The following is a 26,915-nucleotide window of genomic DNA, read 5'->3' as shown; positions in this document are numbered from 1 at the left end:
ACAAATTCTGTGTTCAACGTAGATCCCTGTGGGAGCGGGCTTGCCCGCGATGGCGGTTAATCAATCGCCGTAAATATCAGACTTGAAATACTTGTCTGAAATCTTCTGGTACTCACCACTGGCGCGAATGCCATCAATGGCCGTGTTCAATTCGCTGACCAACTCGGTGTTGCCCTTGCGCACCGCAATCCCGGCGCCCTCGCCCACGTATTTCGGGTCCTTGAGCTCCGGCCCGACAAAGGCGTAACCCTTGCCACGAGGCATCGACAGGAAGTCACTCAATGGAATGGTGTCAGCAAAAATCGCATCGAGGCGACCGGCTGCCAGATCCATGTAGATTTCTTCGTTGTTGCCGTAGCGTTTGACGTTGATGCCCTTCGGTTCGAAAACCTCGGTGGCGTAACGGTCGGTGGTGGTTGCGCGCTGCACGCCAATAGTCTTGCCCTTGAGGCTGGCGTACTGGTCATCCACTACCGCTCCATCCTTCATCACCAGACGCGATGAGGTGAAATAGTACTTGTGGGTGAAGTCCACCGACTTCTTACGGTCTTCATTGATGGTCATGGACGACAGCGCCATGTCGATTTTCTTCACTTTAAGGGAAGGAATCAGACCGTCGAACTCACCTTCGACCCACACACACTTGACCTTCATCTGCGCGCACAGAGCATTGCCGATGTCGTAGTCGAAACCGACGATCTCGCCTTTGTCGGTTTTGGAGGCGAACGGTGGATAAGCCGCTTCGATGCCGATGCGCAGGGGTTTATCGGCGGCGAACAGAGTGCTGCACGCCAACAGGCTCAAGGCCAGACCAGTGATGAGGGGGAATTTCTTCATGTTCATTCTCTCGCGGGTTGTTGTTGGTTTGGCAAGACAGAAGACAGAGCAGAAACGGGGAACGCCTTTTTTGTACTTATAATTCCATACTGGACTTTTATGTATAGATCGTCAATCGGGCAAACGGGGTTGTGCCGGGCCGATGGTCGGGTGGTGAGGCAGCAGGATTTTTGCTGCGGCGGGTGACGCCATCGCGGGCAAGCCCGCTCCCACAACGATCTATGTCGTACACAGTATTTGTGTACATGAGATCAACCTGTGGGAGCGGGCTTGCCCGCGAAGACTTACTCAAGAACACTGCAGGAATTACTGCTTCCAGCGATCCGCCGCCGCATGATCGCTATCCCGCCCTTCAACCCAGTGCGCCCCGTCATTGGTGTTTTCTTTTTTCCAAAACGGTGCACGGGTTTTCAGGTAGTCCATGACAAAGGCGCAGGCGTCGAACGCCGCCTGACGGTGAGCGCTGGCGGCGCCGACGAAGACGATCGGCTCACCCGGCTCCAGGGCGCCGATGCGATGCAGCACTTCAAGCTTGAGCAGCGGCCAGCGCTGTTCGGCCTCTGTCGCGATCTTGCCGAGGGCTTTTTCGGTCATGCCCGGATAGTGCTCGAGAAACATCCCGGCTACATCCAGCCCGTCATTGAAGTCGCGCACGTAGCCGACAAAACTCACCACCGCACCAACGCCGACATTGGCGGCGTGCATGGCGTTGACTTCAGCTCCCGGATCAAACGGCGTGGCTTGCACACGAATCGCCATGGATCAGCCTCCGGTCACGGTCGGAAAAAACGCCACTTCATCGCCGTCGCTCACCGGTTCATCGAGCTGGCAGAGGTCTTCATTGCGAGCGCACATCAGGTTCTGCTCGGTCAGCACATCGGCGCCATCGCGCTGGGCCAACAGTGCACGCACATCGTCGATGGTGGCGAAGTCGCCTTCAACCTTCACCGAATCCACGCCGAGCGCTTCACGGTAACGGGCAAAAAACTTCACGGTGACGTTCATGGCTGATCCGCCTGGAAATGGCCGCTCTTGCCGCCGAGCTTCTCCAGCAATCGCACGCTTTCGATGGTCATGCCACGGTCAACGGCCTTGCACATGTCATAGATGGTCAGCGCCGCGACACTGGCCGCAGTCAGCGCTTCCATCTCGACGCCGGTCTGCCCGGACAACTTGCAGCGCGCGACGATGCGCACGGTGTCGTCGCCTTCGGCACTGAGCTCGACCTTGACACCGGTGAGCAGCAGCGGATGACACAGAGGAATCAGATCGCTGGTTTTCTTCGCCGCCTGAATGCCGGCGATACGCGCCACGGCGAACACATCACCCTTGGGGTGACCGCCGCTGACGATCATCTGCAGGGTTTCGGGCAGCATGCGCACTAGCGCTTGGGCCGTCGCCTCACGGAATGTCACGTCTTTTTCGGTGACGTCGACCATATTGGCGCGACCTTGGGAATCGAGATGAGTCAGCACGGGGTTACTCCTGATCAGGAGTGTCGATTGTAAACCTGTGGGTCAATTATCCGCAGCTTTGATTATGGGATCACCACAACCTCTGTGGGAGCGTGGCTTGCCCGCGATGCAGGCGCTACGGTTTAACAGGATTACGGCGATGATGCCATCGCGGGCAAGCCACGCTCCCACCGGAAATCATTCAGGCATAAAAAACCGGGCGACTTTGCGGCCGCCCGGTTTTTGGTGAAGGTTACAAATGCGATTCGGCGTATTCGGCCAGAATCGAACGTGGCACCCCTTGCAGGGTGATGTGCACACCGTTGGGGAAATCCTTGAAGCGTTCTGTCAGGTACGTCAGGCCGGAACTGGTCGCGGACAGGTAAGGGGTGTCGATTTGCGCCAGGTTACCCAGGCACACCACTTTGGAACCGGCGCCGGCACGGGTGATGATGGTTTTCATCTGGTGCGGCGTGAGGTTCTGGCATTCATCGATCAGGATCAGACTCTGCTGGAAGCTGCGGCCTCGAATGTAGTTGAGGGATTTGAACTGCAACGGCACTTTGCTGAGGATGTAATCGACACTGCCATGGGTGTTTTCGTCATCCATGTGCAAGGCTTCGAGGTTGTCGGTGATGGCGCCCAGCCAAGGCTCCATTTTTTCTGCTTCGGTGCCGGGCAGGAAACCGATCTCCTGGTCCAGGCCCTGCACGCTACGCGTCGCGATGATGCGCCGGTAGCGTTTGCTGACCATGGTCTGCTCGATCGCCGCCGCCAGTGCGAGGATGGTTTTACCGGAACCTGCTGCCCCGGTCAGGTTGACCAGGTGTATATCCGGATCAAGCAAGGCGTACAGCGCCAGGCTCTGATAGATGTCACGCGGTTTCAGGCCCCAGGCTTCCTGGTGCAACAGGGGTTCCTGATGCAGGTCGAGAATCAGCAGCTTGTCTTCATCGATCTCCTTGATCCAGCCGACAAAGCCCTGTTCATCGATGATGAACTCGTTGACGTGTACCGCCGGCAGGTTGTCGATCAGCTGAACCTGGTGCCAGGTGCGTCCGTGGTCCTGACGGGTATCGACATTCCTCACACGGTCCCAGAAGGAGCCGTCCATGTTGTGATAACCATTAGGCAGCAACGACACGTCGTCAACCAGTTGGTCGGTGCTGTAATCCTCGGCCGCGATCCCGCAGGCGCGGGCCTTGAGGCGCATGTTGATGTCTTTGGTGACCAGCACCACCGGCAGCGTTGCATCGCGCGCGTGCAGGTCGATCAACTGGTTGATGATGATGTTGTCGTTCAGATGCTCGGGCAGAATGATGTTCGGTTCGGCTCGCTTGCTCATCAGAATTGACAGCAAACCCTTGGGTCCGCTTTTGCCACGCTGGATCGGCACACCGAGTTCGACGTCTTCAGGACTGGCATCGCCCAGGGTCTTGTCGATCAGGCGAATCGCCTGACGGCATTCTGCAGCCACGCTGTGATGCCCGCTCTTGAGCTTGTCCAGCTCTTCAAGCACGGTCATCGGGATCGCGACGTGGTGTTCTTCGAAGTTAAGCAGGGCGTTTGGATCGTGAATCAATACGTTGGTATCGAGTACATAAAGGATTGGCTGGTTGGAGGAAGAACTACGTCCGTGATCATCCATACTCGGTCACCTTTGTGGGAGCCAGTCGACGCAATACCGTGACAGTGCTGCGCCTCGAAGTGGCCACCGAATTTCACCTGTTGGGACTCAAGTGAACTGCGAACAAGTTGGGTCTTGGGAGACGCCACCTGTGTTGCAGGTTTCGGCGGTCTGTCTTCGTAATACTCCAAAACCCATGACAGAAAAAAGTACTTTGACGTTTTTTTGAAGTTTATTTTTCAGAGTGACGAATAGCCCTTGGCGTGCAGGCAATGTGCCGTTAAAGTCGGAAGTCCGCCTGCACCGAATTCTCTTCCAAAATCGCCCTCTGCCCAATGTTTACGGGCTTTCGTCATTCTCAGCGAAACGCATCCTGACAGTCTTCCCAACCGATCCCGCTTGGCGCCGTTTGTGTAATGAGCCAAGGCATCGCCGTTTTCACGGCCTCCTGCTTAACGTTGAAATTGATCACCCCATGCCGCCACAACAGCATCAGGGTCAACACCCGTTGCGCGCTCTGATTGCCCTTTAGCTTGCCGGCACCATCCTGGGCATCGATGTCCCACAATGCCACTTGCAAACCCTGAGCCTTGAAGAAGCCTTCGGCATCGGAGCGACGTTGGCCATCGGGCGGACGAAACAGCGGCACGTAGTTCTCCGGTAATTTGCTTTTAACCAGTTCGACGCTGCGTCGCACCGAGTCCTGCCAGTCCTGCCAGTGGCTGTGGGAGCGGAACTCCCAGCCTTGCACGCCGATGCACTGCTTTGAGTAAGTCGCTTGCAGGCTGGCCACCGAACGCTCCGTCAGACGCGCCTGGACGTCCTTGCCAAGCACGAAGAACGTACCGCTCATGTTCGACTTGCGCAGGTATTCCGAGACCCAGGCCGAGTTGTCCGGCGCGGCATTGGCGGCACTGTCGAAGGTCAGCAGAAACAGCCGGTCATGCATCTCGTCGCCGTTGCGCTCATAGTCGCCAAAACGATCGACTTCGCTGCTGGTTTGCGGAAACAGCGCCGCCTTGCGCAATTGCTCGTCCAGGTACTGGGCATGGAATAGCCGGCTCGGCTCGGCCCACTTTATGTAGTAGCTGTCATCGCTGACCTGAAACTTGGCCGCTTGTTGGCGCAGGGTGTCCATGTCCTCGACCAGATAACAGAAGGAGGCATCCTGATCGCAGCTCTGCTGGGCGAAGTTGTAGTTGGTCAGGAGGCGTTGCCACATGCGCTGGCGCAGGTTGTTGATCGATTCCAGATTGATCGTGCGCAGACCCAGACGCTGGGCCAGGCTCACCTCATCCAGGGATTCGCTGGCCAGCAGAACACGGGCGAACATCAGGATCTCGGCCCGCGACGCGACGTCGAACAGGGTCGGGCTGTTGAGCTGTTCCGGCCAGGTGCTGCGATCAAGCGTCGCCACATCACCCGGCGCCGCCAGGGCACCGAAGCTCAACAGCCAGACCGAGAATAGAAAAACGATACGCAATGGGATGTCTCCATAACAAAACCCGCGCGCACTATAGCTGATCCCGCTACCTGATCGTTCCCACGCTCTGCGTGGGAATGCAGCCAGTGACGCTCCGCGTCACCGCCGAAGCGGACGCGAAGCGTCCGGGGAGGCATTCCCACGCGGAGCGTGGGAACGATCAAACGCAGAGCGTGGTAACGATCACCGTCTGGCGCCTATCGCGACGATAGCTGGAGTCAATACGGACAACCCCCTAGAATCGCCCCCACGATTAAAGGAGACGACTTCATGCTGATGGTGATTTCCCCCGCCAAGACCCTCGATTACGAAACACCGCCGTCGACCCAGCGCTTCACCCAGCCGCAATACCTCGATCATTCCCAAGAGTTGATCATGCAGCTGCGCGACCTGACCCCTGCGCAAATCAGCGAGTTGATGCACGTCTCCGACAAGATCGGCGGGCTCAACGCCGCGCGTTTCGGCAGCTGGACGCCGGCGTTCACTCCGGCCAACGCCAAACAGGCACTGCTGGCGTTCAAGGGCGACGTGTATACCGGGTTGAATGCGCAAACCTTCAGCGAAGCCGATTTCGATTACGCCCAAGAGCACTTGCGCATGTTGTCCGGCCTGTACGGCCTGCTGCGCCCGCTGGACTTGATGATGCCGTATCGGCTGGAGATGGGCACCAAACTGGCCAATGCCCGTGGCAAGGACCTGTATGCCTTCTGGGGCACACGAATCAGCGAATGGCTGAACGAAGCCCTGGCCGATCAAGGCGATGACGTGCTGCTGAACCTGGCCTCCAACGAGTACTTCTCGGCGGTCAAACGCAACGCCCTGAATGCGCGCATCATCAATACCGAATTCAAGGATCTGAAGAACGGCCAGTACAAGATCATCAGCTTTTACGCGAAAAAGGCCCGCGGCATGATGAGTCGTTTTGTCATTGAAGAGCGCGTCAATGACCCGGCAGCCCTCAAACAGTTCGATGTACAAGGCTATCGCTACAGCGCCGAGCAGTCTAAACCGGACAATTTAGTGTTCCTGCGCGATCACCCGCCAGAGTAAGCAAAAGCTCGGCGCACACCGCAAAAATTCGTCGTGCGCCGACGTCCGATCGTCGAACAATCCCCCGCTTCATTCGCCGCTTTATTGGCGCCAAAATTCAAGCACTCTATTTTCTAACTTTTGTTTCACTCGACTTTGATGATTTTTTTCAGTAGTGGCACTGAAATTTTTTATCAGTAGTGGCACAAAACTATCTGATTCGATTATTAGCCTATATATAAAGGGCCAAACGGTAAGTGCTATCAGTATGAAAGCAGTGCCATCTTTCCTAATATTTCAAGAAATTTCAGAATTCGCGATGGGCGGACTGGAACTATGTCCAGATGCGTCGCTCATACCACCGGTAACCATTTTCTCGGAGCTTGTACGAGATAACTTACGCAGAGAAGAGATTCATGTAGCAAAGTTGTCACATTAACTTCCGCTTACTAATCCCTTATTTGGGCAACACATGAAGGACAGGAGATACGCCTCATAAATATCCCCTATAAGGCCAAGGCTGCGCCCCTATAAACGTGCTCACCTGAGCACCCAACCGCTTGATTTACGGGCTTATCGCCTGGCATTGGGCGCGCAAGACCTTTGCACGAATGTCTTCTGATTAGAAGATCGGCTGCATAACAGGGCAAGTCATAACAATAAGGCCTACTTGCACCTCTTGAGTGCACTTATTTAGACACTCAGAACTTACGTATGCCTGTACACGGCACTGCGGCGCCTGTTAGCCGCACTTGCGAGTGCACTATGACGCTGAACACCATTAACTCCGGCCATGTAATGGCTTGATAAATACAGAGGTAAATGCGATGCGCATCAGCATATTTGGTTTGGGTTACGTCGGTGCAGTATGTGCCGGTTGCCTGTCTGCACGGGGCCATGACGTCGTTGGCGTCGATGTCGCCAAAGACAAGATCGATATGATCAACGCCGGCAAATCGCCGATCGTTGAACCGGGCCTGGGCGAACTTCTGCAGAAGGGTATCGAGACGGGCAAACTGCGCGGCACGACCAACTTCGCCGAAGCGATTCGCGACACCGACCTGTCGATGATCTGCGTCGGTACGCCGAGCAAAAAGAACGGCGACCTGGAACTGAACTACATCGAAGCCGTGTGCCGCGAGATCGGTTTTGTCCTGCGTGACAAGACCACTCGTCACACCATCGTGGTTCGTAGCACCGTACTGCCAGGCACTGTCGCAAACGTTGTCATCCCGATCCTCGAAGACTGCTCCGGCAAGAAAGCCGGTGTTGATTTCGGTGTAGCGGTGAACCCTGAGTTCCTGCGTGAAAGCACTGCGATCGCCGACTACGACCTGCCACCGATGACCGTCATCGGCGAGTTCGACAAGGCTTCGGGCGACGTTCTGCAATCGCTGTACGAAGAACTCGACGCACCGATCATCCGCAAGGACATCGCTGTCGCCGAGATGATCAAGTACACCTGCAACGTATGGCACGCCACCAAGGTGACCTTCGCCAACGAGATCGGCAATATCGCCAAGGCTGTCGGCGTCGATGGTCGCGAAGTGATGGAAGTGGTCTGCCAGGACAAGACGCTGAACCTGTCGCAGTACTACATGCGCCCTGGTTTCGCGTTCGGCGGCTCCTGCCTGCCCAAAGACGTTCGTGCCCTGACCTACCGCGCCGGTTCCCTGGACGTGGAAGCTCCGTTGCTGAACTCGCTGATGCGCAGTAACGAATCCCAGGTGCAGAACGCCTTCGACATCGTCTCCAGCCACGGCAAACGCAAAGTCGCCCTGCTGGGCCTGAGCTTCAAGGCCGGTACTGACGACCTGCGCGAAAGCCCGCTGGTTGATCTGGCGGAAATGCTGATCGGCAAGGGCTTCGACCTGAGCATCTACGACACCAACGTCGAGTACGCCCGTGTTCACGGTGCGAACAAGGAATACATCGAGTCGAAGATCCCTCACGTCTCGTCCTTGCTCAACGCTGATTTCGACGACGTGATCAACAACTCCGACGTGATCATCCTTGGCAACCGTGACGAGAAGTTCCGCGCCCTGGCGCAACAAGCTCCACACGGCAAGCAAGTGATCGACCTGGTCGGCTTCATGTCCCAAGCCACGAGCGTAAGTGGCCGGACTGAAGGCATCTGCTGGTAACAAGCGGCATCGGGAGGGTTTGCGGCGCTCATATCGCCTGCAAACCCTCCCGGCTTTTTCGCCTGCCTTAACCCCATCGGGCCACCCCACAGGCTCGCCCGAGATAGAGACGGATGCAGATTATGCACAGGCTAAAGCACGGCCTACTTCAGGTCGCCGGTTGGCTGTTTTACCTAAGTTTATTGATGGGCATCGCCATGGCGTTGCCTTCGTCCACGTTCGACTCCGAGTCGAAGGACTTCATCCTCCTGATCGGTATCGTCGGTATCTGGCGCTACTCGATGGGTGCTACGCACTTTCTGCGCGGCATGCTGTTTCTGTACGTGGTCTACCCGCACCTGCGGCGCAAAGTGCGCAAGCTGGGTAAAGCGGCAGACCCGTCCCATGTGTTTCTGATGGTCACCAGTTTTCGTATCGACGCGCTGACCACCGCCCAGGTCTACGCCTCGGTGATCCGCGAAGCGATCGACTGCGGCCTGCCGACCACCATGGTCTGCTCCATCGTGGAAATGTCCGATGAGAAGCTGGTGAAAAGCCTTTGGGCCCGAATGAACCCACCGGCTCGCGTCAAGCTCGACTTCGTGCGCATTCCCGGCACTGGCAAGCGCGATGGCCTGGCCTACGGTTTCCGCGCCATCTCCCGCCACCTGCCGGACGACCGCGCAGTGGTTGCAGTGATCGATGGCGACACCGTGCTCGCCGAAGGCGTTGTGCTCAAGACCGTGCCGTGGTTCCAGCTGTTCGGCAATGTCGGCGGCCTGACCACCAACGAGTTCTGTGAAGTGCGCGGCGGTTACATCATGAGCGAGTGGCACAAACTGCGATTCGCCCAACGCCACATCAACATGTGCTCGATGGCCCTGTCCAAGCGCGTGCTGACCATGACCGGGCGGATGTCGGTATTCCGCGCCACCGTGGTGACCAACCCGGAATTCATCGCCGACGTGGAAAGCGACTCGCTGCAACACTGGCGCCTGGGTCGCTTCAAGTTCCTCACCGGTGACGACAAGTCGAGCTGGTTCAGCTTGATGCGCCTGGGCTACGACACGTTTTATGTGCCGGACGCCGCCATTCACACCGTGGAACACCCGCCGGAAAAAAGCTTCATCAAGGCCAGTCGCAAACTGATGTTCCGCTGGTACGGCAACAACCTGCGGCAGAACTCCCGCGCCTTGGGCCTGGGGATGAAACGTCTCGGCCTGTTCACTTCGGTGGTGCTGTTCGACCAGCGTGTGTCGATGTGGACGTCGCTGCTGGGCCTGACCGTCGCGCTCATCGCCACCTTCAAATATGGCGCCGCGTTCATCCTGGTTTACCTGCTGTGGATCGGCATTACCCGCTTGATCTTGACCGTGCTGCTGTCTTTGTCTGGTCACACGATCGGCCCGGCCTACCCGGCGATTCTCTATTACAACCAGATCGTCGGCGCGCTGGTGAAGATCTACGTGTTCTTCCGCCTCGACCGACAGTCCTGGAGTCGCCAGCCCACTTCCCTGACCCGTGATCTCGCCAGCTTTCAAGGTTGGTTCAACACTTGGTCGTCTCGGACCATGACCTTCTCCGCCGGCAGCATCTTTGTTGCCGTGCTGCTGATGATGGTCTGACCGAACTCGCCTGAATTAACTAGGAAATCGCCCATATGAATACCGCCGTCAACGCCAACGTAGTGCATGAATCTGAAGCCCAGCGCCAACACGCCCGAGTGAAAATCCCGGCCAAGCTGCGCTTCTACGGTCCTGACCGGACCCCGGTAGAAGCTCGAGTCATCGACCTCTCCGCTGGCGGCCTGGCCTTCAACGCCGGTCAGCTGCCACTGAAAGTCGGCGACGTGTACAAGGCTCGCCTGCAGTTCGTCATCGATAACCTGGGCCTGGCCATGGACGTGGAGTTGCTGATTCGCTCCTCCGACCGCCAGACCGGTCGTGTCGGTTGCCAGTTCCAGAACCTGGAACCACAAGACATTTCGACCCTGCGCCACCTGATCACCTCGCACCTGGCCGGCGACATCGTCAGCATGGGTGAAGTGCTGGCAACCCTGCAGCGCGACAACTTCACCAAGGCGCGCAAGAACAAGGATGGCGGCCACGGCATGACCCCGTTCGGGCGTCTGCGTGCGGTGACCTTCAGTCTGGCGATTTTCCTCGTTGGCCTGACGGCATTCGGTTTCATCTTCAAGTCGGTGTACGGCATGTACTTCGTCAGCCACGCCCAGGCCGGTCTGGTCAGTGTGGCGGGCATGAACATCACCATGCCGCGCGACGGCACGGTGCAGAGCCTGATCAAGCCCGACGGCGTTGCCGCCAAAGGCGCCCCGCTGGCGACGTTCAGCACCAGCATGCTCGACGTACTCAAGGGCCATCTGGACGATAACCAACTGCAACCGGCCAAGGTTGAAGAGCTGTTCGGCAAGCAAATGACCGGCACCCTGACGTCGCCGTGCGATTGCACCGTGGCTCAACAAATGGTCGCCGACGGCCAATACGCCAGCAAGGGCGACGTGATCTTCCAACTGGTGCCGCGTAACAGCGAAGCCAACGTTGAAGCACGCTTCTCCTATCGCCAGTTCGGCGACGTGCTGCCAGGCAGCTCGGTCAGCTTCCAGATCGCCGGCGAAGACAAAACCCGCTCCGGCACGATCATCAGCAGCACCAGCTTGAAAAGCGCCGACCTGTCGTCCGACATCCGCGTGCTGATCAAGCCTGACGAGCCGCTGGACAGCAAATTCGCCGGTCGCCCGGTTGAAGTCAACGCCACCCGTGGTCCGAACCTGAACTGGCTGATCGACAAAGCCATGGCCGCCGGTATTTAAGCAGAGGACATGCCCGTGACCATCACAAAAATTTCGAATACGCCGCAGTCCCTGTGGGAGCGAGCCTGCTCGCGATGGGATCGCCGCGGTCTGTCTGATGTACCGAGCCGCTTGAATCGCCAGCAGGCTGGCTCCCACATGGGTACGGTGTGTGCCTTGGCTTTGGCAGTCAGCCTGGCCGGTTGCGCCGGCCTGCCCGACCAGCGTCTGGCCAATGAAGCCCTCAAGCGCGGCGACACTGCGCTGGCTCAGCAGAACTACAAGCAACTGGCAGACCTGGGTTATAGCGAAGCACAGGTCGGTCTGGCCGATATTCAGGTCGACAGCCGTGACCCGGCGCAGATCAAGCAGGCCGAGGCGACTTACCGCGCCGCGGTCGACGTCTCGCCGCGGGCTCAGGCTCGCCTGGGTCGTCTGCTGGTGGCCAAGCCCGGTTCCACCGAGGCCGAACAGCACGAAGCCGAAGGCCTCTTGAAGAAAGCCTCGGCCCATGGCGAAGGCAACACCCTGATCCCGCTGGCCATGCTTTACCTGCAATACCCGCACAGTTTCCCGAACGTCAACGCGCAACAACAGATCAGCCAATGGCGCGCCGAAGGCAAACCGGAAGCGGGCCTCGCCCAAGTGCTGCTCTATCGCACCCAGGGCACTTACGACCAGCATCTGGACGAAGTGGAAACGATCTGCAAAGCGGCGTTGAACACTACCGACATCTGCTACGTCGAGTTGGCCACGGTCTATCAGAAACAGGCCAAACCTGAGAAACAGGCCGAGCTGATCAAGCAGATGCAAGCCGCTCAGGCTCGCGGCACGGTTTCCGCTCAGCGCGTCGACAGCGTCGCCCGCGTACTCGGCAATGCAACCCTGGGCACGACCGACGAGAAAACCGCTCAGTCGCTGCTTGAAGGCATCGCCCCCGGCTACCCCGCTTCCTGGGTCAGCCTGGCGCAATTGCTCTACGACTTCCCGGAACTCGGTGATGTCGACACGATGATGAAGTACCTGGACAACGGCCGCGCCGCCGACCAGCCCCGCGCCGAACTGTTGCTGGGCAAGCTCTACTACGAAGGCAAAATGGTCCCGGCCGACGCAAAGGTCGCCGAAGAACACTTCCAGAAAGCCGTCGGCAGAGAAGTCGCCGCCGATTACTACCTCGGCCAGATCTACCGCCGCGGTTACCTGGGCAAGGTCTACTCGCAGAAAGCCCTGGATCACCTGCTCAAGGCTGCGCGCAACGGCCAGAACAGCGCCGACTTCGCCATTGCCCAACTGTTCTCCCAAGGCAAGGGCACCCGGCCCGACCCGCTCAACGCTTACGTCTTCAGCCAATTGGCTAAGGCTCAGGACACCCCGCAAGCCACCGAACTTGCGACAACACTCGAAGCCCAACTGCCGCCTGCCCAGCTCGCCGAGGCCCAACGCCTGTTGAAACAAGAACAGGCCGTTCGGAGTTCCTTGAGCCAGAACTCGCTGGAACTGCATGCCCTGGAAGAAGAAGACGGCGAGGAATCCCTATGAAGTTGAATCCATTTGTTAAGGCCGGTATCGGCCTGTCGTTCGCCCTGCTGTGGTCGTGCCCGACCCTGGCGGCCCTGACTGAAAGCAAGAACTACGGCCTTGACGTGAAAATCACTGCCCAGTCCGAAGACGACACCGACCTCGGTACGCAGAGCGGCGGCGACGTCAATGGCGTCGGCCTCGACTTGCGCCCATGGATTTATGGCGAGAGCGGCGCGTGGAGCGGCTACGCCATGGGTCAGGCGGTGACGTCCACCGACATCGTCGAAACCGACACTCTGCAGCAGTCCGACAGCGACGGCACCCAGGCCACCGACAACGGTGATCGCAAGAGCAAGAAAAACTACCTGGCGATGCGCGAGTTCTGGGTCGGCTACAGCGGCCTCACGCCGTACCCCGGCGAGATCCTCAAGCTCGGTCGCCAACGCCTGCGTAACGACGATGGCCAATGGCGCGACACCAACATCGAAGCCCTGAACTGGACCTTCGACACCACCCTGTTGCGTGCCAACGCCGGTGTTGCCGAACGCTTCAGCGAATACCGCACCGACCTCACCGAACTTGCGCCCAAGGACAAGGATCGCCTGCACGCTTACGCCGATGCGGCGTATCAGTGGACGCCGGGCAACTGGGTCGGCATTCGCGGTCATCACACCCACGATGACGGCAAGCTCGATTACGCCGAGCCCGGTGTGGCCGCCGATTCTCTGGACAAGAAAGAGAATGGCGACATCAGCTGGATCGGCCTCACCGCCGACAGCGATGCCTACAACTGGCGCAACACCAACACCGTCAATTACTGGGGCAGCGTGACCGGCATGAGTGGCGACCGCGACAAGGTCAACCCGCTGAACGCCGATGGCACCGCACCGGCACAAGCCAAAACCAGTGGCGATGTTGATGGCTGGGCCACTGACCTGGGCGTGCGTCTGCGCCTCGATCCGCATTGGCAAGTCGGTGCAGCCTATGCCCGTGCCAGCGCTGATTACGAACAGAACGGCCTGCAAAGCAACCGCTCGAACTACACCGGTACTCGCTCGCGGGTTCACCGTTTCGGCGAAGCCTTCCGTGGCGAAACGAACAATATGCAGAGCGCTACCTTGTTCGGTTCGTGGATGCTCAACGACGAATACGACGCCAGTGTCATCTACCACAAATTCTGGCGCGTCGACGGCAACAAGCCAGTCGGCAGCAACGGCATCAACGCCGTGCAGAACGACACCGACGACATCACCGGCGCGGTGCTCTCCAGCACGTCCCTGCCGCTGGAAGATGGCAACAAAGACCTCGGTCAGGAAATGGACGTGGTCGTCACCAAGTACTTCAAGCAAGGCCTGTTGCCTGCCGCCTTGAGCCAATCGATCGATGAGCCTTCGGCCCTCGTGCGTTTGCGTGGCGGCGTGTTCAAGCCCGGCGACGCGTACGGCAAAGGCGTCGACTCGTACATGCACCGTGCGTTTGTCGACGTGATCTGGCGCTTCTGATGCGAACCGCGAAGGGAGTTCCTGACATGAACAATCCGAAGAGAGGCTCGATCACCTTGCTGGCCGGCGCGATTGTGCTGGCCAGCTCGGCGGCCTTCGCCAGTGTGGGGCCGGCCGCGCCCGTCGAGAAAGGGCAGCAGCCGACCATTGCCAAAGGGTTGCAACAGGCCAAGACCTACACCGTCAGCAGCGCACCGACCGCGCCGCTGGAACTGGAAAAGCCAAAACTGCCGGACACCTCCGGCTACACCGCCGAAGCCATCGCCGCGAAAATCGTGCGCACCAAGCCCGGCAAAATCAGCGTGCGCCGGATGATGCAGGAAAACGCCCTGAAGGATTTCATCGGCGGCGACAACAGGATGGCTGAATGGGTAGTGCGTCAGCACGGCATCCCGCAGGCCATCTTCGTCGACGACGGCTACATGAACCTCAAGGATCTGGCCAAGGAGGTGCCCAAACAGTACTTCAGCGAAACCTCGCCGGGCGTGTTCCTGGCGAAGTTGCCGATCGTGGTCGGCAACAAAGGCATCCTGGAAATCGACAAGCAGACCCAGGAGTTGCGCCTGTCCCAGGAAGCGGGTTCGTTCCTGGTCAACGACGGCCAGCTGTTTGTGCGCGATACCAAAATCACCGGCTGGCGCGAGAAGGAAAACGGCCCGGCGACGTTCAAGTCGGCGAAGGAATTCCGTCCGTTCCTGCTGTCCTGGGGCGGCACCCAGACCTACATCGCCAACAGCAAGATGGCCAGTTTCGGCTACGCCAACAGTAAGTCCTACGGCGTGAGTATTTCCCAGTACACGCCAAACATGGCCAAGGTGCTCAAGCGCCCTGAGCCGAGCGGCTGGATCATCGACTCCGAGTTCTCGGACATGTGGTACGGCTTCTACTGTTACGAAACCGAGAACTTTGTGGTCAAGGGCAACACCTACAAAGACAACATCGTCTACGGCATCGACCCGCATGACCGTTCCCACGGTCTGATCATCGCCGACAACACAGTATTCGGGACCAAGAAGAAGCACGGGATCATTATTTCCCGTGAGGTGAACGACAGTTTCATCTTCAACAACCGCAGTTACGACAACAAGTTGTCGGGCCTGGTGATCGACCGTAACAGCGTGAACAACGTCATCGCCTACAACGAGATCTACAAGAACCACACCGACGGCATCACCCTCTACGAGAGTGGCGACAACCTGCTGTGGGGCAACAAGGTGATCAGCAACCGTCGCCATGGCATCCGTATTCGTAACAGTGTGAACATTCGCCTTTACGAAAACCTCGCCATGGCCAACGGCCTGACCGGCGTCTACGGGCACATCAAGGACCTGAGCGACACCGACCGGAACATCAAGCTCGACCCGTTCGACGCCCAGGTGTCGCTGATCATCGTCGGCGGCGAACTGGCCGGTAACGGCAGCGGGCCGCTGTCCATCGACTCGCCGCTGAGCGTCGAGTTGTATCGCGTGTCGATGCTCGCACCGACCAAATCCAGCGGCATCAGCTTCAACGGGATTCTCGGCGAGCGTCAGGATGAAATTCTCGACCTGCTGGTGCGCCAGCAGAAAGCCGTGCTGATCGACCCTGTCGAACGCCAGACCGAAATGCAGGACTGAGGATAATTTTATGCACCCACACTTGATCAAATTACTCAGCCTGTCGGCCCTGACCGCCGGCATTCTGGCCGCCAGCGCCGGTGCTCGTGCCGATGAAGCCAAAGCACCTGCCTTCAGCGCCGAACCGTGCTGCAACCTGTGCCCGGAAGCCCACGACGCGAAGAACTACACAACCCGCTACCAGCAGAACTTCACCACGCTGGTGCAGGCGCAAGGTGACTGGTTGTTCCGGACGCAAGAAGACTTGCGCACCGAATTCAACACCACGCCTGTCGGCTACAAACGCATGAAAGAATTGCACGATGCGTTCAAAAGCAAAGGCGTGGAACTGGTCGTGGTTTACCAGCCGACCCGCGGCCTGGTGAACCGCAACAAGCTCAACCCGGAAGACAAAGCCAAGTTCGATTTCGACAAGGCCCTGAAGAACTACAAGACCATGCTCGGTCGTTTCGAGCAGATGGGTTACGTAGTGCCGGACCTGTCGCCACTGACCAATGAATCGCTGCCCGACACCCTGCCGGCTCACGACTTCTACTTCCGCGGCGACCAACACTGGACGCCTTATGGCGCCCAGCGCACAGCGAAAATCGTCGGCGAAAAAATCAAGCAATTGCCGGCCTTCGCTGACGTGCCGAAACGCGAATTCGAGAGCCACAAGTCGGGTCGCATGGGCAAGACCGGAACATTACACAACATGGCCGGTCAACTCTGTGGCACCAGCTACGCGATCCAGTACATGGATCAATTCACCACCGAGCCCAAGGGCGAAGCAGGCGATGGCGACCTGTTCAGTGACTCCGGCAATCCGGAGATCACCCTGGTCGGCACCAGCCACAGTGGCAAGAACTACAACTTCGCCGGTTTCCTCCAAGAGGCCATCGGCGCCGACATCCTCAACGTGGCGTTCCCCGGCGGTGGCCTGGAAGGTTCGATGCTCCAGTACCTGGGCAGCGAAGAGTTCCAGACCAAGCCGCCGAAGATTCTGATCTGGGAATTCTCGCCGCTCTATCGCCTCGACCAGGAAACCATCTACCGCCAGATGATGGCGCTGCTGGACAACGGTTGCGAAGGAAAGGATGCACAGATGACCGGCAGCACCACGTTGAAACCGGGCAAGAACGAATTGATGGTCAACAGCAAGAACCTGAACCTGCAAAACCGCAGTCACCAGGTTGACATTCGCTTCGCCGATCCGTCGGTGAAAACTCTGCAAGCCACCCTCTGGTACATGAACGGTCGCCACGAGGACATCAAGATCGAAAAACCGGAAACCTCCGACACCGACGGGCGTTTCGCCTTTGAGTTGCGCACGGACGAAGACTGGGCCTCGCAGAATCTGCTGGCCGTCGAAATCCAGGGGCCTGAAGCAGGCGCCACGCCGCAAAAAGTTGAAGCGAAAATCTGCAAACGCAACGTGTTCCCAAGCGCTGAGCAACGTACCGCTCAGGCCGGGCAATGAGGCAATTATGCAAACCCGAACTTTGAAAAAGTTACTCGCGCCCTCCCTGCTGACACTGGCGATGTTCGCCGGTGCCACCCAGGCCGCCGCGCCCCTGCGTCCGCCCCAGGGTTACTTCGCGCCGATTGAAAAAGTCAAAACCGGCGGCAAGAGCGAAGGCTGCGACGCAATGCCAACGCCCTATACCGGTTCACTGCAATTTCGCAGCAAGTACGAAGGCTCCGACAAGGCCCGTTCGACCCTGAACGAGGCATCGGAAAAAGCCTTCCGCGACACCACGGCCGACATCACCAAGATTGAGCGCGGCGTCAGCAAGCGCGTAATGCAGTACATGCGTGACGGTCGTCCGGAACAGCTGGAATGCACCCTCAGTTGGTTGACCGCCTGGGCCAAGGCCGATGCGTTGATGTCCAAGGATTTCAACCACACCGGCAAGTCCATGCGCAAATGGGCGTTGGGCAGCATGGCGTCGTCCTATATCCGCCTGAAGTTTTCCGACTCGCATCCGTTGGCCAACCATCAGCAAGAGTCGCAGTTGATTGAAGCCTGGTTCAGCAAAATGGCTGATCAAGTGGTCAGCGACTGGGACAACCTGCCGCTGGAAAAAACCAACAACCACTCGTATTGGTCCGCCTGGTCGGTGATGGCAACGTCTATCGCCACCAATCGCCGCGACCTGTTCGACTGGTCGGTGAAGGAATACAAAGTCGGCGTCAATCAAATCGACGCTCAAGGTTTCCTGCCCAACGAACTCAAGCGCCAGCAACGCGCCCTCGCCTATCACAACTACGCCCTGCCGCCGCTGGCGATGATCGCCAGTTTCGCTCAGGTCAACGGTGTGGACTTGCGTCAGGAAAACAACAGCGCGCTCAAACGCCTGGGTGATCGAGTACTCGCGGGCGTCAAAGACCCCGACGAATTCGAAAAGAAGAACGGCAAGGAACAGGACATGACCGACCTCAAGGTCGACTCGAAATTCGCCTGGCTCGAACCGTTCTGCACGCTCTACACCTGCTCGCCGGATGTGCTTGAGAAAAAGCATGGGATGCAGCCGTTCAAGACCTTCCGCCTCGGCGGGGATTTGACCAAGGTCTACGACCCGGCGAATGAGAAGGGCAAAAAAGGCTCCTAGAGCCAAACGCAAAACCCTGTGGGAGCGAGCTTGCTCCCACAGGGTCAGTGCAAGATTTGAGTTGAGTGATATACCCCCGGTTTTTCGGTGGGGGGTTTGGGGGGGCCGTTGGCCCTTGACTGTTGGTTAAACATGGAGAGACCGGGATGGTATTTTCATCCAACGTGTTCCTGTTTTTGTTCTTGCCGATCTTTCTCGGCATGTACTACTTAAGCGGAATACGCTATCGCAACCTGCTGCTGCTGCTCGCCAGCTACGTGTTCTATGCCTGGTGGCGTGTGGACTTCCTTGCGCTGTTCGCAGCCGTCACGTTGTGGAACTACTGGATCGGCCTCAAAGTCGGTGCCGCAGGCGTTCGGACCAAACCGGCACAGCGCTGGTTGCTTCTGGGCGTGGGCGTCGACCTGTGCATTCTCGGCTACTTCAAGTACGCCAACTTCGGCGTCGACAGCATCAACGCGATGATGACGTCGGTCGGTCTGTCGCCGTTCATCCTGACCCACGTGCTGTTGCCGATCGGGATCTCGTTCTACATCTTCGAGTCCATCAGCTACATCATCGACGTCTACCGTGGTGACACCCCGGCGACCCGTAACCTGATCGACTTCGCGGCGTTTGTGGCGATCTTCCCGCACTTGATTGCCGGCCCTGTATTGCGTTTCCGCGATCTGGCTGACCAGTTCAACAATCGCACCCACACCCTCGACAAGTTCTCCGAAGGTGCCACGCGGTTCATGCAGGGCTTCATCAAGAAGGTGTTCATCGCCGACACCCTCGCGGTGGTGGCCGACCATTGCTTCGCCTTGCAGAACCCGACCACGGGCGACGCCTGGCTCGGTGCACTGGCCTACACCGCGCAGCTGTATTTCGACTTCTCCGGTTACAGCGACATGGCCATCGGCCTGGGCTTGATGATGGGTTTCCGCTTCATGGAAAACTTCAAACAGCCGTACATCAGCCAGTCGATCACCGAGTTCTGGCGTCGCTGGCACATCAGCCTGTCGACCTGGCTGCGTGACTACCTGTACATCACGCTGGGCGGTAACCGTAAAGGCACGCTGATGACCTATCGCAACCTGTTCCTGACCATGTTGCTCGGTGGTCTGTGGCACGGCGCGAACATCACGTACGTCATCTGGGGCGCCTGGCACGGCATGTGGCTGGCAATCGAAAAAGCCCTCGGCCTGAACACCTCGCCGCGCAGCATCAACCCGATCCGCTGGGCGCTGACCTTCCTGCTCGTGGTCATGGGTTGGGTGATCTTCCGCTCGGAAAACCTGCACGTTGCCGGTCGCATGTACCACGCGATGTTCAGCTTCGGCCAATGGTCGCTGTCGGAACTCAACGCGGCCAGCCTCACCGGTCTGCAAGTCGCGACTCTGGTGGTGGCTTACATGACCCTGGCGTTCTTCGGCATCCGTGACTTCTACAGCAACCTGCCGCCTGAGAAGACCAAGCCTGCGGTGAACGTCGAAGCCGATGGCCCGGCTGCCGCTACGCCTGGAATGATCAAAGCCGTACCGGGCGACAACCCGGGCAGCATCCACCAGCCTGGCTACACCGTCGGCGTTGAAGCGACTGTGCAACCGGCCTACTGGACGGCGGACTGGTCGCGTTACGTGATGCGCACGCTGGTGCTGGTGCTGTTCATTGCCTCGATTTTCAAACTCTCGGCGCAAAGCTTCTCGCCGTTCCTTTACTTCCAGTTCTGAGGGATCTGACTATGACCCGCTCATTACGCATCCTCTACATCGGCCTGTTCATGGTGACGCTGTTGGCCCTGGGCCTGTGGTCCACGCGCAGTTTCCTCGGCTTTAGTACCTCTGCCGAAACGACGGTGCTCAACGGTCGCTGGGCCAAAGCCGTGGAAACGCACTACGACGACGAGTTCCCGATCAAGCGCCTGGGCACCAACCTTTGGGCTGCGCTGGATTTCAAACTGTTCAACGAAGGTCGTCCGGGCGTCGTGCTCGGTCGCGACCAATGGTTGTACAGCGATGAAGAGTTCAACCCTATCGTCAACGAAGAGCTGAACCTGCAAGGCAACTACGCGCTGGTCGAAGGCGTGCGCCAGACCCTGAAAGAGAAAGGCGTGAAATTGGTGATGGCGATTGTGCCGGCCAAGACTCGCCTGTATCCGGAACACCTGGGTGAGGTGAAGCCTTCGAGCATTCACGCCAACCTCTATGAGGACTTCCACGCACGTGTGGCGGCCAACAAGATCCTCGCTCCCGACCTGTTTGGCCCGATGCTGAAGGCCAAGCTGGACGGTCAGCAAGTGTTCTTGCGCACTGACACTCACTGGACCCCGGAAGGCGCGCAAATCGCTGCTGAGACCCTGGCCACAACGATCGCCGAAAAAACGCCGCTGAGCGGCGAGCCGCAACACTTCGTCACTGAACCTGCGCAGAAGGTGACTCACAAGGGCGACCTGCGGTTGTTCCTGCCGCTGGACCCGCTGTTCGAAAACCTGATGCCCAAGCCAGAGCCGTTGCAGAAGCGCAATACCGTTGCGGCACAAGACCAGGCTGCCGGTGATGACGCCCTGTTCGCCAACACCGAAGTGCCGGTGGCCCTGATCGGCACCAGCTACAGCGCCAACCCTAACTGGAACTTCGTCGGTGCGCTGAAACAAGCGCTGAACAGCGACGTGGTCAATTACGCCGAAGACGGCCACGGCCCGATTCTGCCGATGCTCAGCTACCTGAAAAGCGATGCTTTCAAGAACAGCCCGCCACAGGTGCTGATCTGGGAGTTTCCTGAACGTTATCTGCCTGTGAACAACGAAATCGGTGACGCCGACCCGCAGTGGGTCGCAGAGCTCAAAGAAGCTGGCGTTCGCCAACAAAACGTAGCCGCAAACACTAAATCCGAGACGCCCGACCGGGCGCAAAACTGAAAGAGAGGTACACCATGACTTTCACTACTACTCCTCGCCGTCTCGCCAAGACCTTTGCCCTCGTTGCAGGCATGAGCGTGTTGTCGATGTCCGCCTTCGCGGGTGACGCCGCACTCTATGGCCCGACCGCACCGAAAGGTTCGAGCTTCGTACGGGTCTACAACGCCGGTAATGCTGAAGTCAGCGCCACCGTCGGCACCACCAGCCTGAGCGAAGTCGCGCCGCTAGCCAGCAGTGACTTCAGCTTCATGCCGGGCGGCGATTACAGCGCCAAGGTCGGTAGCCAGACCCTGCCGGTGAAACTGGCCGGCGACCACTATTACACCCTGGTCAACAACGCCAGCGGCGCACCGCAACTGATCGAAGAGCCGCCGTTCAAAAACAAGCAGAAGTCCTTGGTTCGCGTACAGAACCTCAGCGACAAGCCACTGACCCTGAAAACCGCCGACGGCAAGACTGAAGTGGTTCCCAACGTTGCGGCCAAAGGCCGTGGCGAGCGTGAAATCAACCCGGTCAAAGTCAGCCTGGCGCTATACGATGGCGACAAGAAAGTCGGCGACGTGAAACCGGTTGCCCTGGAACGTGGTGAAGCCGCCGTGCTGTATGTCACCGGCAGCGGCAGCAGCCTGTCGCCAGTCTGGGTAAAACGCCCGGTTTCGACGCGCTAATACATTTGCCCGGTTGACCTATTCCTGTGGGAGCCGGACTTGCCCGCGATGCAGACGACTCGGTGAAACGTTCAGACCGAGGTGATGCCATCGCAGGCAAGCCAGCTCCCACAGGGACCGAGGTGTCAATTGGGACACGGAATAAGAAAAAGAGTGAAACGACAGAACGCAGTAGCTCTAACCCATACGATTTTCAAGGAGTAACAACATGATTCCGGTGATCTTGTCAGGTGGTAGCGGCTCACGTCTTTGGCCGCTTTCGCGCAAACAGTTCCCTAAGCAATTCCTCGCCTTGACCGGCGAACAAACACTGTTCCAGCAGACCCTGGAACGCCTGGTGTTCGAAGGCATGGACACCCCGATCGTGGTCTGCAACAAGGAACACCGTTTCATCGTCAACGAGCAACTGGGCGCCCGCAAACTGGACGTACAGCGCATCCTGATGGAACCGTTCGGCCGCAACACCGCGCCGGCCGTGGCCTTGACCGCGATGATGCTGGTCAACGAAGGTCGCGACGAGTTGATGCTGGTGCTGCCAGCCGACCACGTGCTGGACGACCAGAAAGCCCTGCAACGCGCGCTGGCCCTGGCCACGGTCGCTGCAGAAAACGGCGAAATGGTGCTGTTCGGCGTACCGGCCACCAAACCGGAAACCGGCTATGGCTACATCAAGTCGGCCAATGATTCGTTGCTGCCGGAAGGCGTCAGCCGCGTCTCGCACTTCGTCGAAAAACCGGACGTGAAGCGCGCCACCGAATTCGTCGAATCCGGCGGTTACTTCTGGAACAGCGGCATGTTCCTGTTCCGTGCCAGCCGTTTCCTCGAAGAGCTGAAAAAGCACGATCCGGACATCTACGACACTTGCATGCTGACCCTGGAACGCAGCGAGCAGGATGCCGACACCGTCGACCTCGACTCCGCCACCTTCGCTTGCTGCCCGGACAATTCCATCGACTACTCGGTGATGGAAAAAACCCAGCGCGCCTGCGTTGTACCGCTGACCGCGGGCTGGAGCGATGTCGGTTGCTGGTCGTCGTTGTGGGAAGTGAACGAAAAAGACGCCAATGGCAACGTCACCAAAGGCGATGTGGTCATCCAGGACAGCAAAAACTGCATGATCCACGGCAACGGCAAACTGGTGTCGGTGATCGGCCTCGAAAACATCGTGGTCGTCGAAACCAAAGACGCCATGATGATCGCCCACAAGGACAAGGTCCAAGGCGTGAAACAGATGGTCAACACCCTCAACGAGCAGGGCCGCAGCGAAACCCAGACTCACTGCGAAGTCTATCGTCCGTGGGGCTCCTACGACTCGGTGGACATGGGCGGCCGCTTCCAGGTCAAGCGCATCTCGGTCAAGCCGGGCGCGTGCCTGTCGCTGCAGATGCACCACCACCGCGCCGAACACTGGATCGTGGTCAGCGGCACCGCTGAAGTGACCTGCGACGAAAACGTGTTCCTGCTCACTGAAAACCAGTCGACCTACATCCCGATCGCCTCGGTCCACCGCTTGCGCAATCCGGGCAAGATCTCGCTGGAAATCATCGAAGTGCAATCGGGCAGCTACCTGGGCGAAGACGATATCGAGCGGTTTGAAGATATCTACGGTCGCTCCAACCCGATCGAGCGTGGCGTGTCGGTGAAAACCATCGCGCAGTGATTGACCGGTAACACAACAAGCCCCCGTCCAGCACGCTGCGTTCCCTATCCGCAGCGGGTTGGTCGGGGGCTTTTTTTATCCATTGACTCGTTTCTTCGCCATGACCACCTGCTTGGCCATGGTATTTCTAATCTTCGTCTGTGAATAAACGGAAACAGCAGCGTTCGAGCGATTGAACAATCCCGTTTTACCTGGCGCGTAGCGCTCGATACTGCTCTGCCCTTGAATGGTCTGATAATGAATATTCCAGACCTGTTGTTTTCGGTCGTACTTCATAAAAGCGACGCCGGTTGTGACTTGTTCCTGTTGGCCTTGCCCGTCCGGGGCATATCCGTAGTCCTGAAACTCCATCGCCGCAGCGAGCCCCATCCCATGTTCCTTTGCAGGAAGTTCATTGTATTGCGAGTTTTCCTTCGAGCCCTCCACATGCCGAACGCGAAGCACGTTGTCGTTTAGTTGATCCACCGTCAGGGAACAACCACTGAAGCCTGGCGTGAATACATGATCAGGATCGGTTCCCGTGGGCTTTAGAGGTATATCAACATAACCGCCCTGAGGAGCCCAGAAACCTGATACCGCATTGTCTTTGTCGGGTATCTCGCCTTTCGGAATGTCGACAATTCTTAATGCATTGAACGCCCCTTTGCTCTCTCCTGAATAAGTGAGTTTATCCATTGTGAAGATAAACTCGCTCCCGCCACTTTTATTATTCACCCCTGAAACAGTAGTGTTCGAATAGCGACCGGGGACCGGGTCCAGGAACTTGGTGCTAACCTCCACCCGGCTAAACTCGCCTACCTCCAGGGCTTTATGAATGTTGGTCGGTTTACCGGTCGCCGGCACACTCAAGTTTGGTTTGCCCCTATCGATATATCGCGCGCCCGGAATGTCGCGCGCAGCACCCGCTGCAATGACCGGCTCCCACAATCCGTTGGCCAGTTTTTTTCGCGTGACGGCTCCATCATCATCAATAAAGCTAACCGGGTTGTTCAGGGCCATCCGATACAGGTTCAGCCCATCAATGGCCCCCTTGGGGTCAGGACTAAGCCAACGCTGCAACCACGGTATGTAGTACCGAAATCCATAGTAATAAAGCCCCGTCGCATCTCGCTCTTTACCCGAATAGCGAATGGTTTTGTAATCCCCATCGGTGTCGTGCGGACCGGCAGACCAAGCGGTTGCACCAAAGGGGTAATAGGTTTCCCGACTGATGATGCGCGCATTATCGGCGAGCTCCAGCGTGCAGGAGTTCAAGTGATCGACGAGGTTGTAGCGGTACTGGTCGTTGGTTATGCCGGGTGGCGGATCGGTTTCCCAATGCAATACCCGAACACTATTGAGCCCGGCCTGCGCGGTGATGACCTGCAGTACCTCCCTGGTGCCACTGTCGGTGCGCAGTTCAAGTCCCGGCAAGTAACGCACTTCAGCAACCACGACTCGGGCATTGGTATTCAGTGAGCGGATTTTGCGTACGCGCTGACCACCGCCGTCGTAGACATAGAACTCTCGGTCATTGATCCCGGAGGCGCGCTCTACAGGACTCACTGATTGCAATTGATTACGCAGATTCCAGGTCAAAAACCGTCCCTGATCCAGCTCCAGCAAATTGCCTAGGGCGTCAAACGCAGCGGCGATTGCTTCTTCGGTGGGCGGCACACCGTCGCGCCAGGGCAGGCAGCGATTGCTGTCACGCGCGGCCTTCACATCACGTCCAGGCCCCTGCGCGCCGACGTGCGTCAGCTTTAGCAAATTGCCGCCCTCGTCATAGCTGTAAGTCTGGTGATAGTTGCTGACCGCCGCCGGATCGGCCCGTCCCACCGATTCCGGTCCCTGGTTAAGACCGCCCGCCTCCCAGCCAAAGGCCACGATCAATTGGTAAAGGCTGTCGTAGATAAAGCGACTGACCGGATCGATACGCTGGTTGGCGAAGTAACGCACCGGCAGTGCCTTGTCCTCGATGCTGAGGACGTTGCCCATCCGGTCATAGTCGTAAATCAAATATTGCAACAAACGAGCACTCCCGTCCTGTGCCCGGCGCTCCATCAACAGGCCGTCTTCAGCGCGGTAAAGGAGGGTTGTTTGAACCCCGTTGCCAGCGGTTTCGTGCGTCACCTGCCCCTCGGCGCTGTACTGGATATCGCTGACCAGCGTTTGCCAGGTTGTCAGCCCCTGAAGTTGCAGACGCGTCTCACGCAAGCGACCGTCAAGGGTCAGGCTGAAGACCTGGCGATTGCCCTTGGCATCGACTTGTTCCAGCACATCATTGAGCGGACCGAAACTCCACGTCGAAGCGGCGCCCTCCCCCGGCTCAAGCAGCCGCTGGCGATCGACTTCCAGCTCTGGCCAATCAGGTGCAACAGGATCCAGGGTGAAGTGGCGGACTTGCTTCACGCATTGGCCGGTGATTGAAAATGCCTCGAACAGCACCGTCCCTGCGGGGTCGTCATGACGGATCAACTGCCCGCATTGATTCCAGACGTCATCATCGGGACCGCCATAAGTCATGCGCTCAACCGTCCTTCGCGGCTCGGTCGTGCCCTGTTCGAACACCACCAACGGACGAAGCAAGTCGTCGTACTCAACCTCACGGCGCGTACCTCGGCTGTCCCACCCCTGCAATACCTCATTGCCCAGACCTGGCAAATTGAGCTGCCAACCGGCATCGACGCTGTCAGTGAACAGCGCGTTACCCGCCAGCGAAAACACCATCATGAGGTTGGCGCGTCTCAACGGCTCTTCTTCTGGCAGCGCCCAAAGCCGAGGGTCCCACTGTTCAACCCCATGTCCTGCGGCATCGTAAAAGGTGCGGTTGATGCGTGCCTGAGTGGGATCACCTTCTACCTCACGCCAATAATCAACCGAACGGATCGGCAGGCCACGCGGGTCGACAACGGACAATCCGGGTGTTTTGTGGTGCATTCCCATCGTCAAGGCCTGCATGTCGGTGGCGTCCCTGTTTGCCAGCAGTCATCTAACCGTTCGTGGGCAGGCCAGGCTACTGTCAGAAATTACAGTGCCGACCAACGGCAACAGACCTTGATCGACGAATGTCCATTCCTTCGGTCCTTCGGTAGGATGGTGGTCATGAGTTCAAGG

At 58.3% G+C, this 26,915-nt stretch carries 20 protein-coding genes; 13 read left to right on the top strand and 7 right to left on the bottom strand.

The window, feature by feature from the left end; all coding sequences use genetic code 11:
• Nucleotides 1–60: 60 nt before the first annotated feature.
• The 6 genes from FQ185_RS20610 to FQ185_RS20585 form a co-directional block, all read right to left on the bottom strand.
• Complete coding sequence (locus tag FQ185_RS20610) at nt 61–837, bottom strand: ABC transporter substrate-binding protein (RefSeq protein ID WP_149419022.1); 777 nt, start codon at nt 835–837, stop codon at nt 61–63.
• A gap of 306 nt (nt 838–1,143) precedes the next feature.
• Nucleotides 1,144–1,596: a molybdopterin synthase catalytic subunit MoaE gene (moaE, locus tag FQ185_RS20605; RefSeq protein ID WP_149419021.1), complete on the bottom strand. Its 453-nt coding sequence runs from the start codon at nt 1,594–1,596 to the stop codon at nt 1,144–1,146.
• 3 nt (nt 1,597–1,599) lie between these two features.
• A complete protein-coding gene (locus tag FQ185_RS20600; RefSeq protein ID WP_149419020.1) occupies nt 1,600–1,842 on the bottom strand; it encodes a MoaD family protein in 243 nt (80 codons plus the stop codon).
• The gene (gene moaC, locus FQ185_RS20595) at nt 1,839–2,312 is read right to left on the bottom strand and encodes a cyclic pyranopterin monophosphate synthase MoaC (RefSeq protein WP_149419019.1); all 474 of its coding nucleotides are present in this window, start codon (nt 2,310–2,312) and stop codon (nt 1,839–1,841) included. The genes FQ185_RS20600 and moaC overlap by 4 nt, the downstream gene beginning before the upstream one ends.
• A 232-nt stretch (nt 2,313–2,544) precedes the next feature.
• A complete protein-coding gene (locus FQ185_RS20590) occupies nt 2,545–3,939 on the bottom strand; it encodes a PhoH family protein (RefSeq protein WP_149419018.1) in 1,395 nt (464 codons plus the stop codon).
• Between the two features lie 337 nt (nt 3,940–4,276).
• Nucleotides 4,277–5,401 carry a polysaccharide deacetylase family protein gene (locus tag FQ185_RS20585; RefSeq protein WP_149419017.1) on the bottom strand — a complete coding sequence of 375 codons (1,125 nt, stop codon included), beginning with the start codon at nt 5,399–5,401 and terminating at the stop codon, nt 4,277–4,279.
• A gap of 270 nt (nt 5,402–5,671) precedes the next feature.
• Here FQ185_RS20585 and yaaA point away from each other — a divergent pair, with 270 nt between their 5' ends.
• The 13 genes from yaaA (at nt 5,672) to FQ185_RS20520 (ending at nt 23,819) form a co-directional block, all read left to right on the top strand.
• The gene (gene yaaA / locus FQ185_RS20580; RefSeq protein WP_149419016.1) at nt 5,672–6,451 is read left to right on the top strand and encodes a peroxide stress protein YaaA; all 780 of its coding nucleotides are present in this window, start codon (nt 5,672–5,674) and stop codon (nt 6,449–6,451) included.
• 806 nt (nt 6,452–7,257) lie between these two features.
• Nucleotides 7,258–8,574 carry a nucleotide sugar dehydrogenase gene (locus FQ185_RS20575; protein WP_149419015.1) on the top strand — a complete coding sequence of 439 codons (1,317 nt, stop codon included), beginning with the start codon at nt 7,258–7,260 and terminating at the stop codon, nt 8,572–8,574.
• Between the two features lie 122 nt (nt 8,575–8,696).
• On the top strand, nt 8,697–10,178 hold the full coding sequence (gene alg8 / locus FQ185_RS20570) for a mannuronan synthase (RefSeq protein ID WP_371926654.1): 1,482 nt from the start codon (nt 8,697–8,699) through the stop codon (nt 10,176–10,178).
• 35 nt (nt 10,179–10,213) lie between these two features.
• Nucleotides 10,214–11,383, top strand: coding sequence for an alginate biosynthesis protein Alg44 (locus tag FQ185_RS20565; RefSeq protein ID WP_149419013.1), 1,170 nt, complete (start codon nt 10,214–10,216; stop codon nt 11,381–11,383).
• 15 nt (nt 11,384–11,398) lie between these two features.
• Nucleotides 11,399–12,901, top strand: coding sequence for an alginate biosynthesis TPR repeat lipoprotein AlgK (gene algK / locus FQ185_RS20560; RefSeq protein WP_149419012.1), 1,503 nt, complete (start codon nt 11,399–11,401; stop codon nt 12,899–12,901).
• The gene (locus FQ185_RS20555) at nt 12,898–14,385 is read left to right on the top strand and encodes an alginate export family protein (RefSeq protein ID WP_149419011.1); all 1,488 of its coding nucleotides are present in this window, start codon (nt 12,898–12,900) and stop codon (nt 14,383–14,385) included. The genes algK and FQ185_RS20555 overlap by 4 nt, the downstream gene beginning before the upstream one ends.
• Nucleotides 14,386–14,411: 26 nt before the next feature.
• Nucleotides 14,412–16,001 carry a mannuronan 5-epimerase AlgG gene (gene algG, locus FQ185_RS20550; RefSeq protein ID WP_149419010.1) on the top strand — a complete coding sequence of 530 codons (1,590 nt, stop codon included), beginning with the start codon at nt 14,412–14,414 and terminating at the stop codon, nt 15,999–16,001.
• Between the two features lie 10 nt (nt 16,002–16,011).
• Nucleotides 16,012–17,460: an alginate O-acetyltransferase gene (locus FQ185_RS20545; RefSeq protein ID WP_149419009.1), complete on the top strand. Its 1,449-nt coding sequence runs from the start codon at nt 16,012–16,014 to the stop codon at nt 17,458–17,460.
• Nucleotides 17,461–17,467: 7 nt separating this feature from the next.
• Nucleotides 17,468–18,592, top strand: coding sequence for a mannuronate-specific alginate lyase (locus FQ185_RS20540; RefSeq protein WP_149419008.1), 1,125 nt, complete (start codon nt 17,468–17,470; stop codon nt 18,590–18,592).
• A gap of 146 nt (nt 18,593–18,738) precedes the next feature.
• A complete protein-coding gene (locus tag FQ185_RS20535; protein ID WP_149419007.1) occupies nt 18,739–20,304 on the top strand; it encodes an MBOAT family protein in 1,566 nt (521 codons plus the stop codon).
• 11 nt (nt 20,305–20,315) lie between these two features.
• A complete protein-coding gene (locus FQ185_RS20530; RefSeq protein ID WP_149419006.1) occupies nt 20,316–21,491 on the top strand; it encodes an alginate O-acetyltransferase in 1,176 nt (391 codons plus the stop codon).
• Nucleotides 21,492–21,505: 14 nt separating this feature from the next.
• Nucleotides 21,506–22,159, top strand: coding sequence for an alginate O-acetyltransferase AlgF (locus tag FQ185_RS20525; protein ID WP_149419005.1), 654 nt, complete (start codon nt 21,506–21,508; stop codon nt 22,157–22,159).
• A 208-nt stretch (nt 22,160–22,367) separates the two neighbouring features.
• On the top strand, nt 22,368–23,819 hold the full coding sequence (locus FQ185_RS20520) for a mannose-1-phosphate guanylyltransferase/mannose-6-phosphate isomerase (RefSeq protein WP_149419004.1): 1,452 nt from the start codon (nt 22,368–22,370) through the stop codon (nt 23,817–23,819).
• Between the two features lie 75 nt (nt 23,820–23,894).
• Here the strand turns inward: FQ185_RS20520 and FQ185_RS20515 are convergent, their stop codons facing one another.
• Nucleotides 23,895–26,759 carry an RHS repeat-associated core domain-containing protein gene (locus FQ185_RS20515; RefSeq protein ID WP_256730458.1) on the bottom strand — a complete coding sequence of 955 codons (2,865 nt, stop codon included), beginning with the start codon at nt 26,757–26,759 and terminating at the stop codon, nt 23,895–23,897.
• Between the last annotated feature and the right edge of the window lie 156 nt (nt 26,760–26,915).

It is taken from the genome of Pseudomonas sp. ANT_H12B (genome assembly GCF_008369325.1).
Classification (GTDB): Bacteria; Pseudomonadota; Gammaproteobacteria; order Pseudomonadales; family Pseudomonadaceae; genus Aquipseudomonas.
Note: the sequence above shows the minus strand (reverse complement) of the source record. Positions and strands in the feature narration are given on the sequence as shown.

Excerpts from the sequence above, each read along its gene's own strand:
- FQ185_RS20610 (WP_149419022.1), bottom strand. The coding sequence starts at position 837 with ATGAAGAAATTCCCCCTCATCACTGGTCTGGCCTTGAGCCTGTTGGCG.
- moaE (WP_149419021.1), bottom strand. The coding sequence starts at position 1,596 with ATGGCGATTCGTGTGCAAGCCACGCCGTTTGATCCGGGAGCTGAAGTC.
- FQ185_RS20600 (WP_149419020.1), bottom strand. The coding sequence starts at position 1,842 with ATGAACGTCACCGTGAAGTTTTTTGCCCGTTACCGTGAAGCGCTCGGC.
- FQ185_RS20590 (WP_149419018.1), bottom strand. The coding sequence starts at position 3,939 with ATGGATGATCACGGACGTAGTTCTTCCTCCAACCAGCCAATCCTTTAT.
- yaaA (WP_149419016.1), top strand. The coding sequence starts at position 5,672 with ATGCTGATGGTGATTTCCCCCGCCAAGACCCTCGATTACGAAACACCG.
- FQ185_RS20575 (WP_149419015.1), top strand. The coding sequence starts at position 7,258 with ATGCGCATCAGCATATTTGGTTTGGGTTACGTCGGTGCAGTATGTGCC.
- alg8 (WP_371926654.1), top strand. The coding sequence starts at position 8,697 with ATGCACAGGCTAAAGCACGGCCTACTTCAGGTCGCCGGTTGGCTGTTT.
- FQ185_RS20565 (WP_149419013.1), top strand. The coding sequence starts at position 10,214 with ATGAATACCGCCGTCAACGCCAACGTAGTGCATGAATCTGAAGCCCAG.
- FQ185_RS20555 (WP_149419011.1), top strand. The coding sequence starts at position 12,898 with ATGAAGTTGAATCCATTTGTTAAGGCCGGTATCGGCCTGTCGTTCGCC.
- algG (WP_149419010.1), top strand. The coding sequence starts at position 14,412 with ATGAACAATCCGAAGAGAGGCTCGATCACCTTGCTGGCCGGCGCGATT.
- FQ185_RS20545 (WP_149419009.1), top strand. The coding sequence starts at position 16,012 with ATGCACCCACACTTGATCAAATTACTCAGCCTGTCGGCCCTGACCGCC.
- FQ185_RS20540 (WP_149419008.1), top strand. The coding sequence starts at position 17,468 with ATGCAAACCCGAACTTTGAAAAAGTTACTCGCGCCCTCCCTGCTGACA.
- FQ185_RS20535 (WP_149419007.1), top strand. The coding sequence starts at position 18,739 with ATGGTATTTTCATCCAACGTGTTCCTGTTTTTGTTCTTGCCGATCTTT.
- FQ185_RS20530 (WP_149419006.1), top strand. The coding sequence starts at position 20,316 with ATGACCCGCTCATTACGCATCCTCTACATCGGCCTGTTCATGGTGACG.
- FQ185_RS20525 (WP_149419005.1), top strand. The coding sequence starts at position 21,506 with ATGACTTTCACTACTACTCCTCGCCGTCTCGCCAAGACCTTTGCCCTC.
- FQ185_RS20520 (WP_149419004.1), top strand. The coding sequence starts at position 22,368 with ATGATTCCGGTGATCTTGTCAGGTGGTAGCGGCTCACGTCTTTGGCCG.
- FQ185_RS20515 (WP_256730458.1), bottom strand. The coding sequence starts at position 26,759 with ATGCAGGCCTTGACGATGGGAATGCACCACAAAACACCCGGATTGTCC.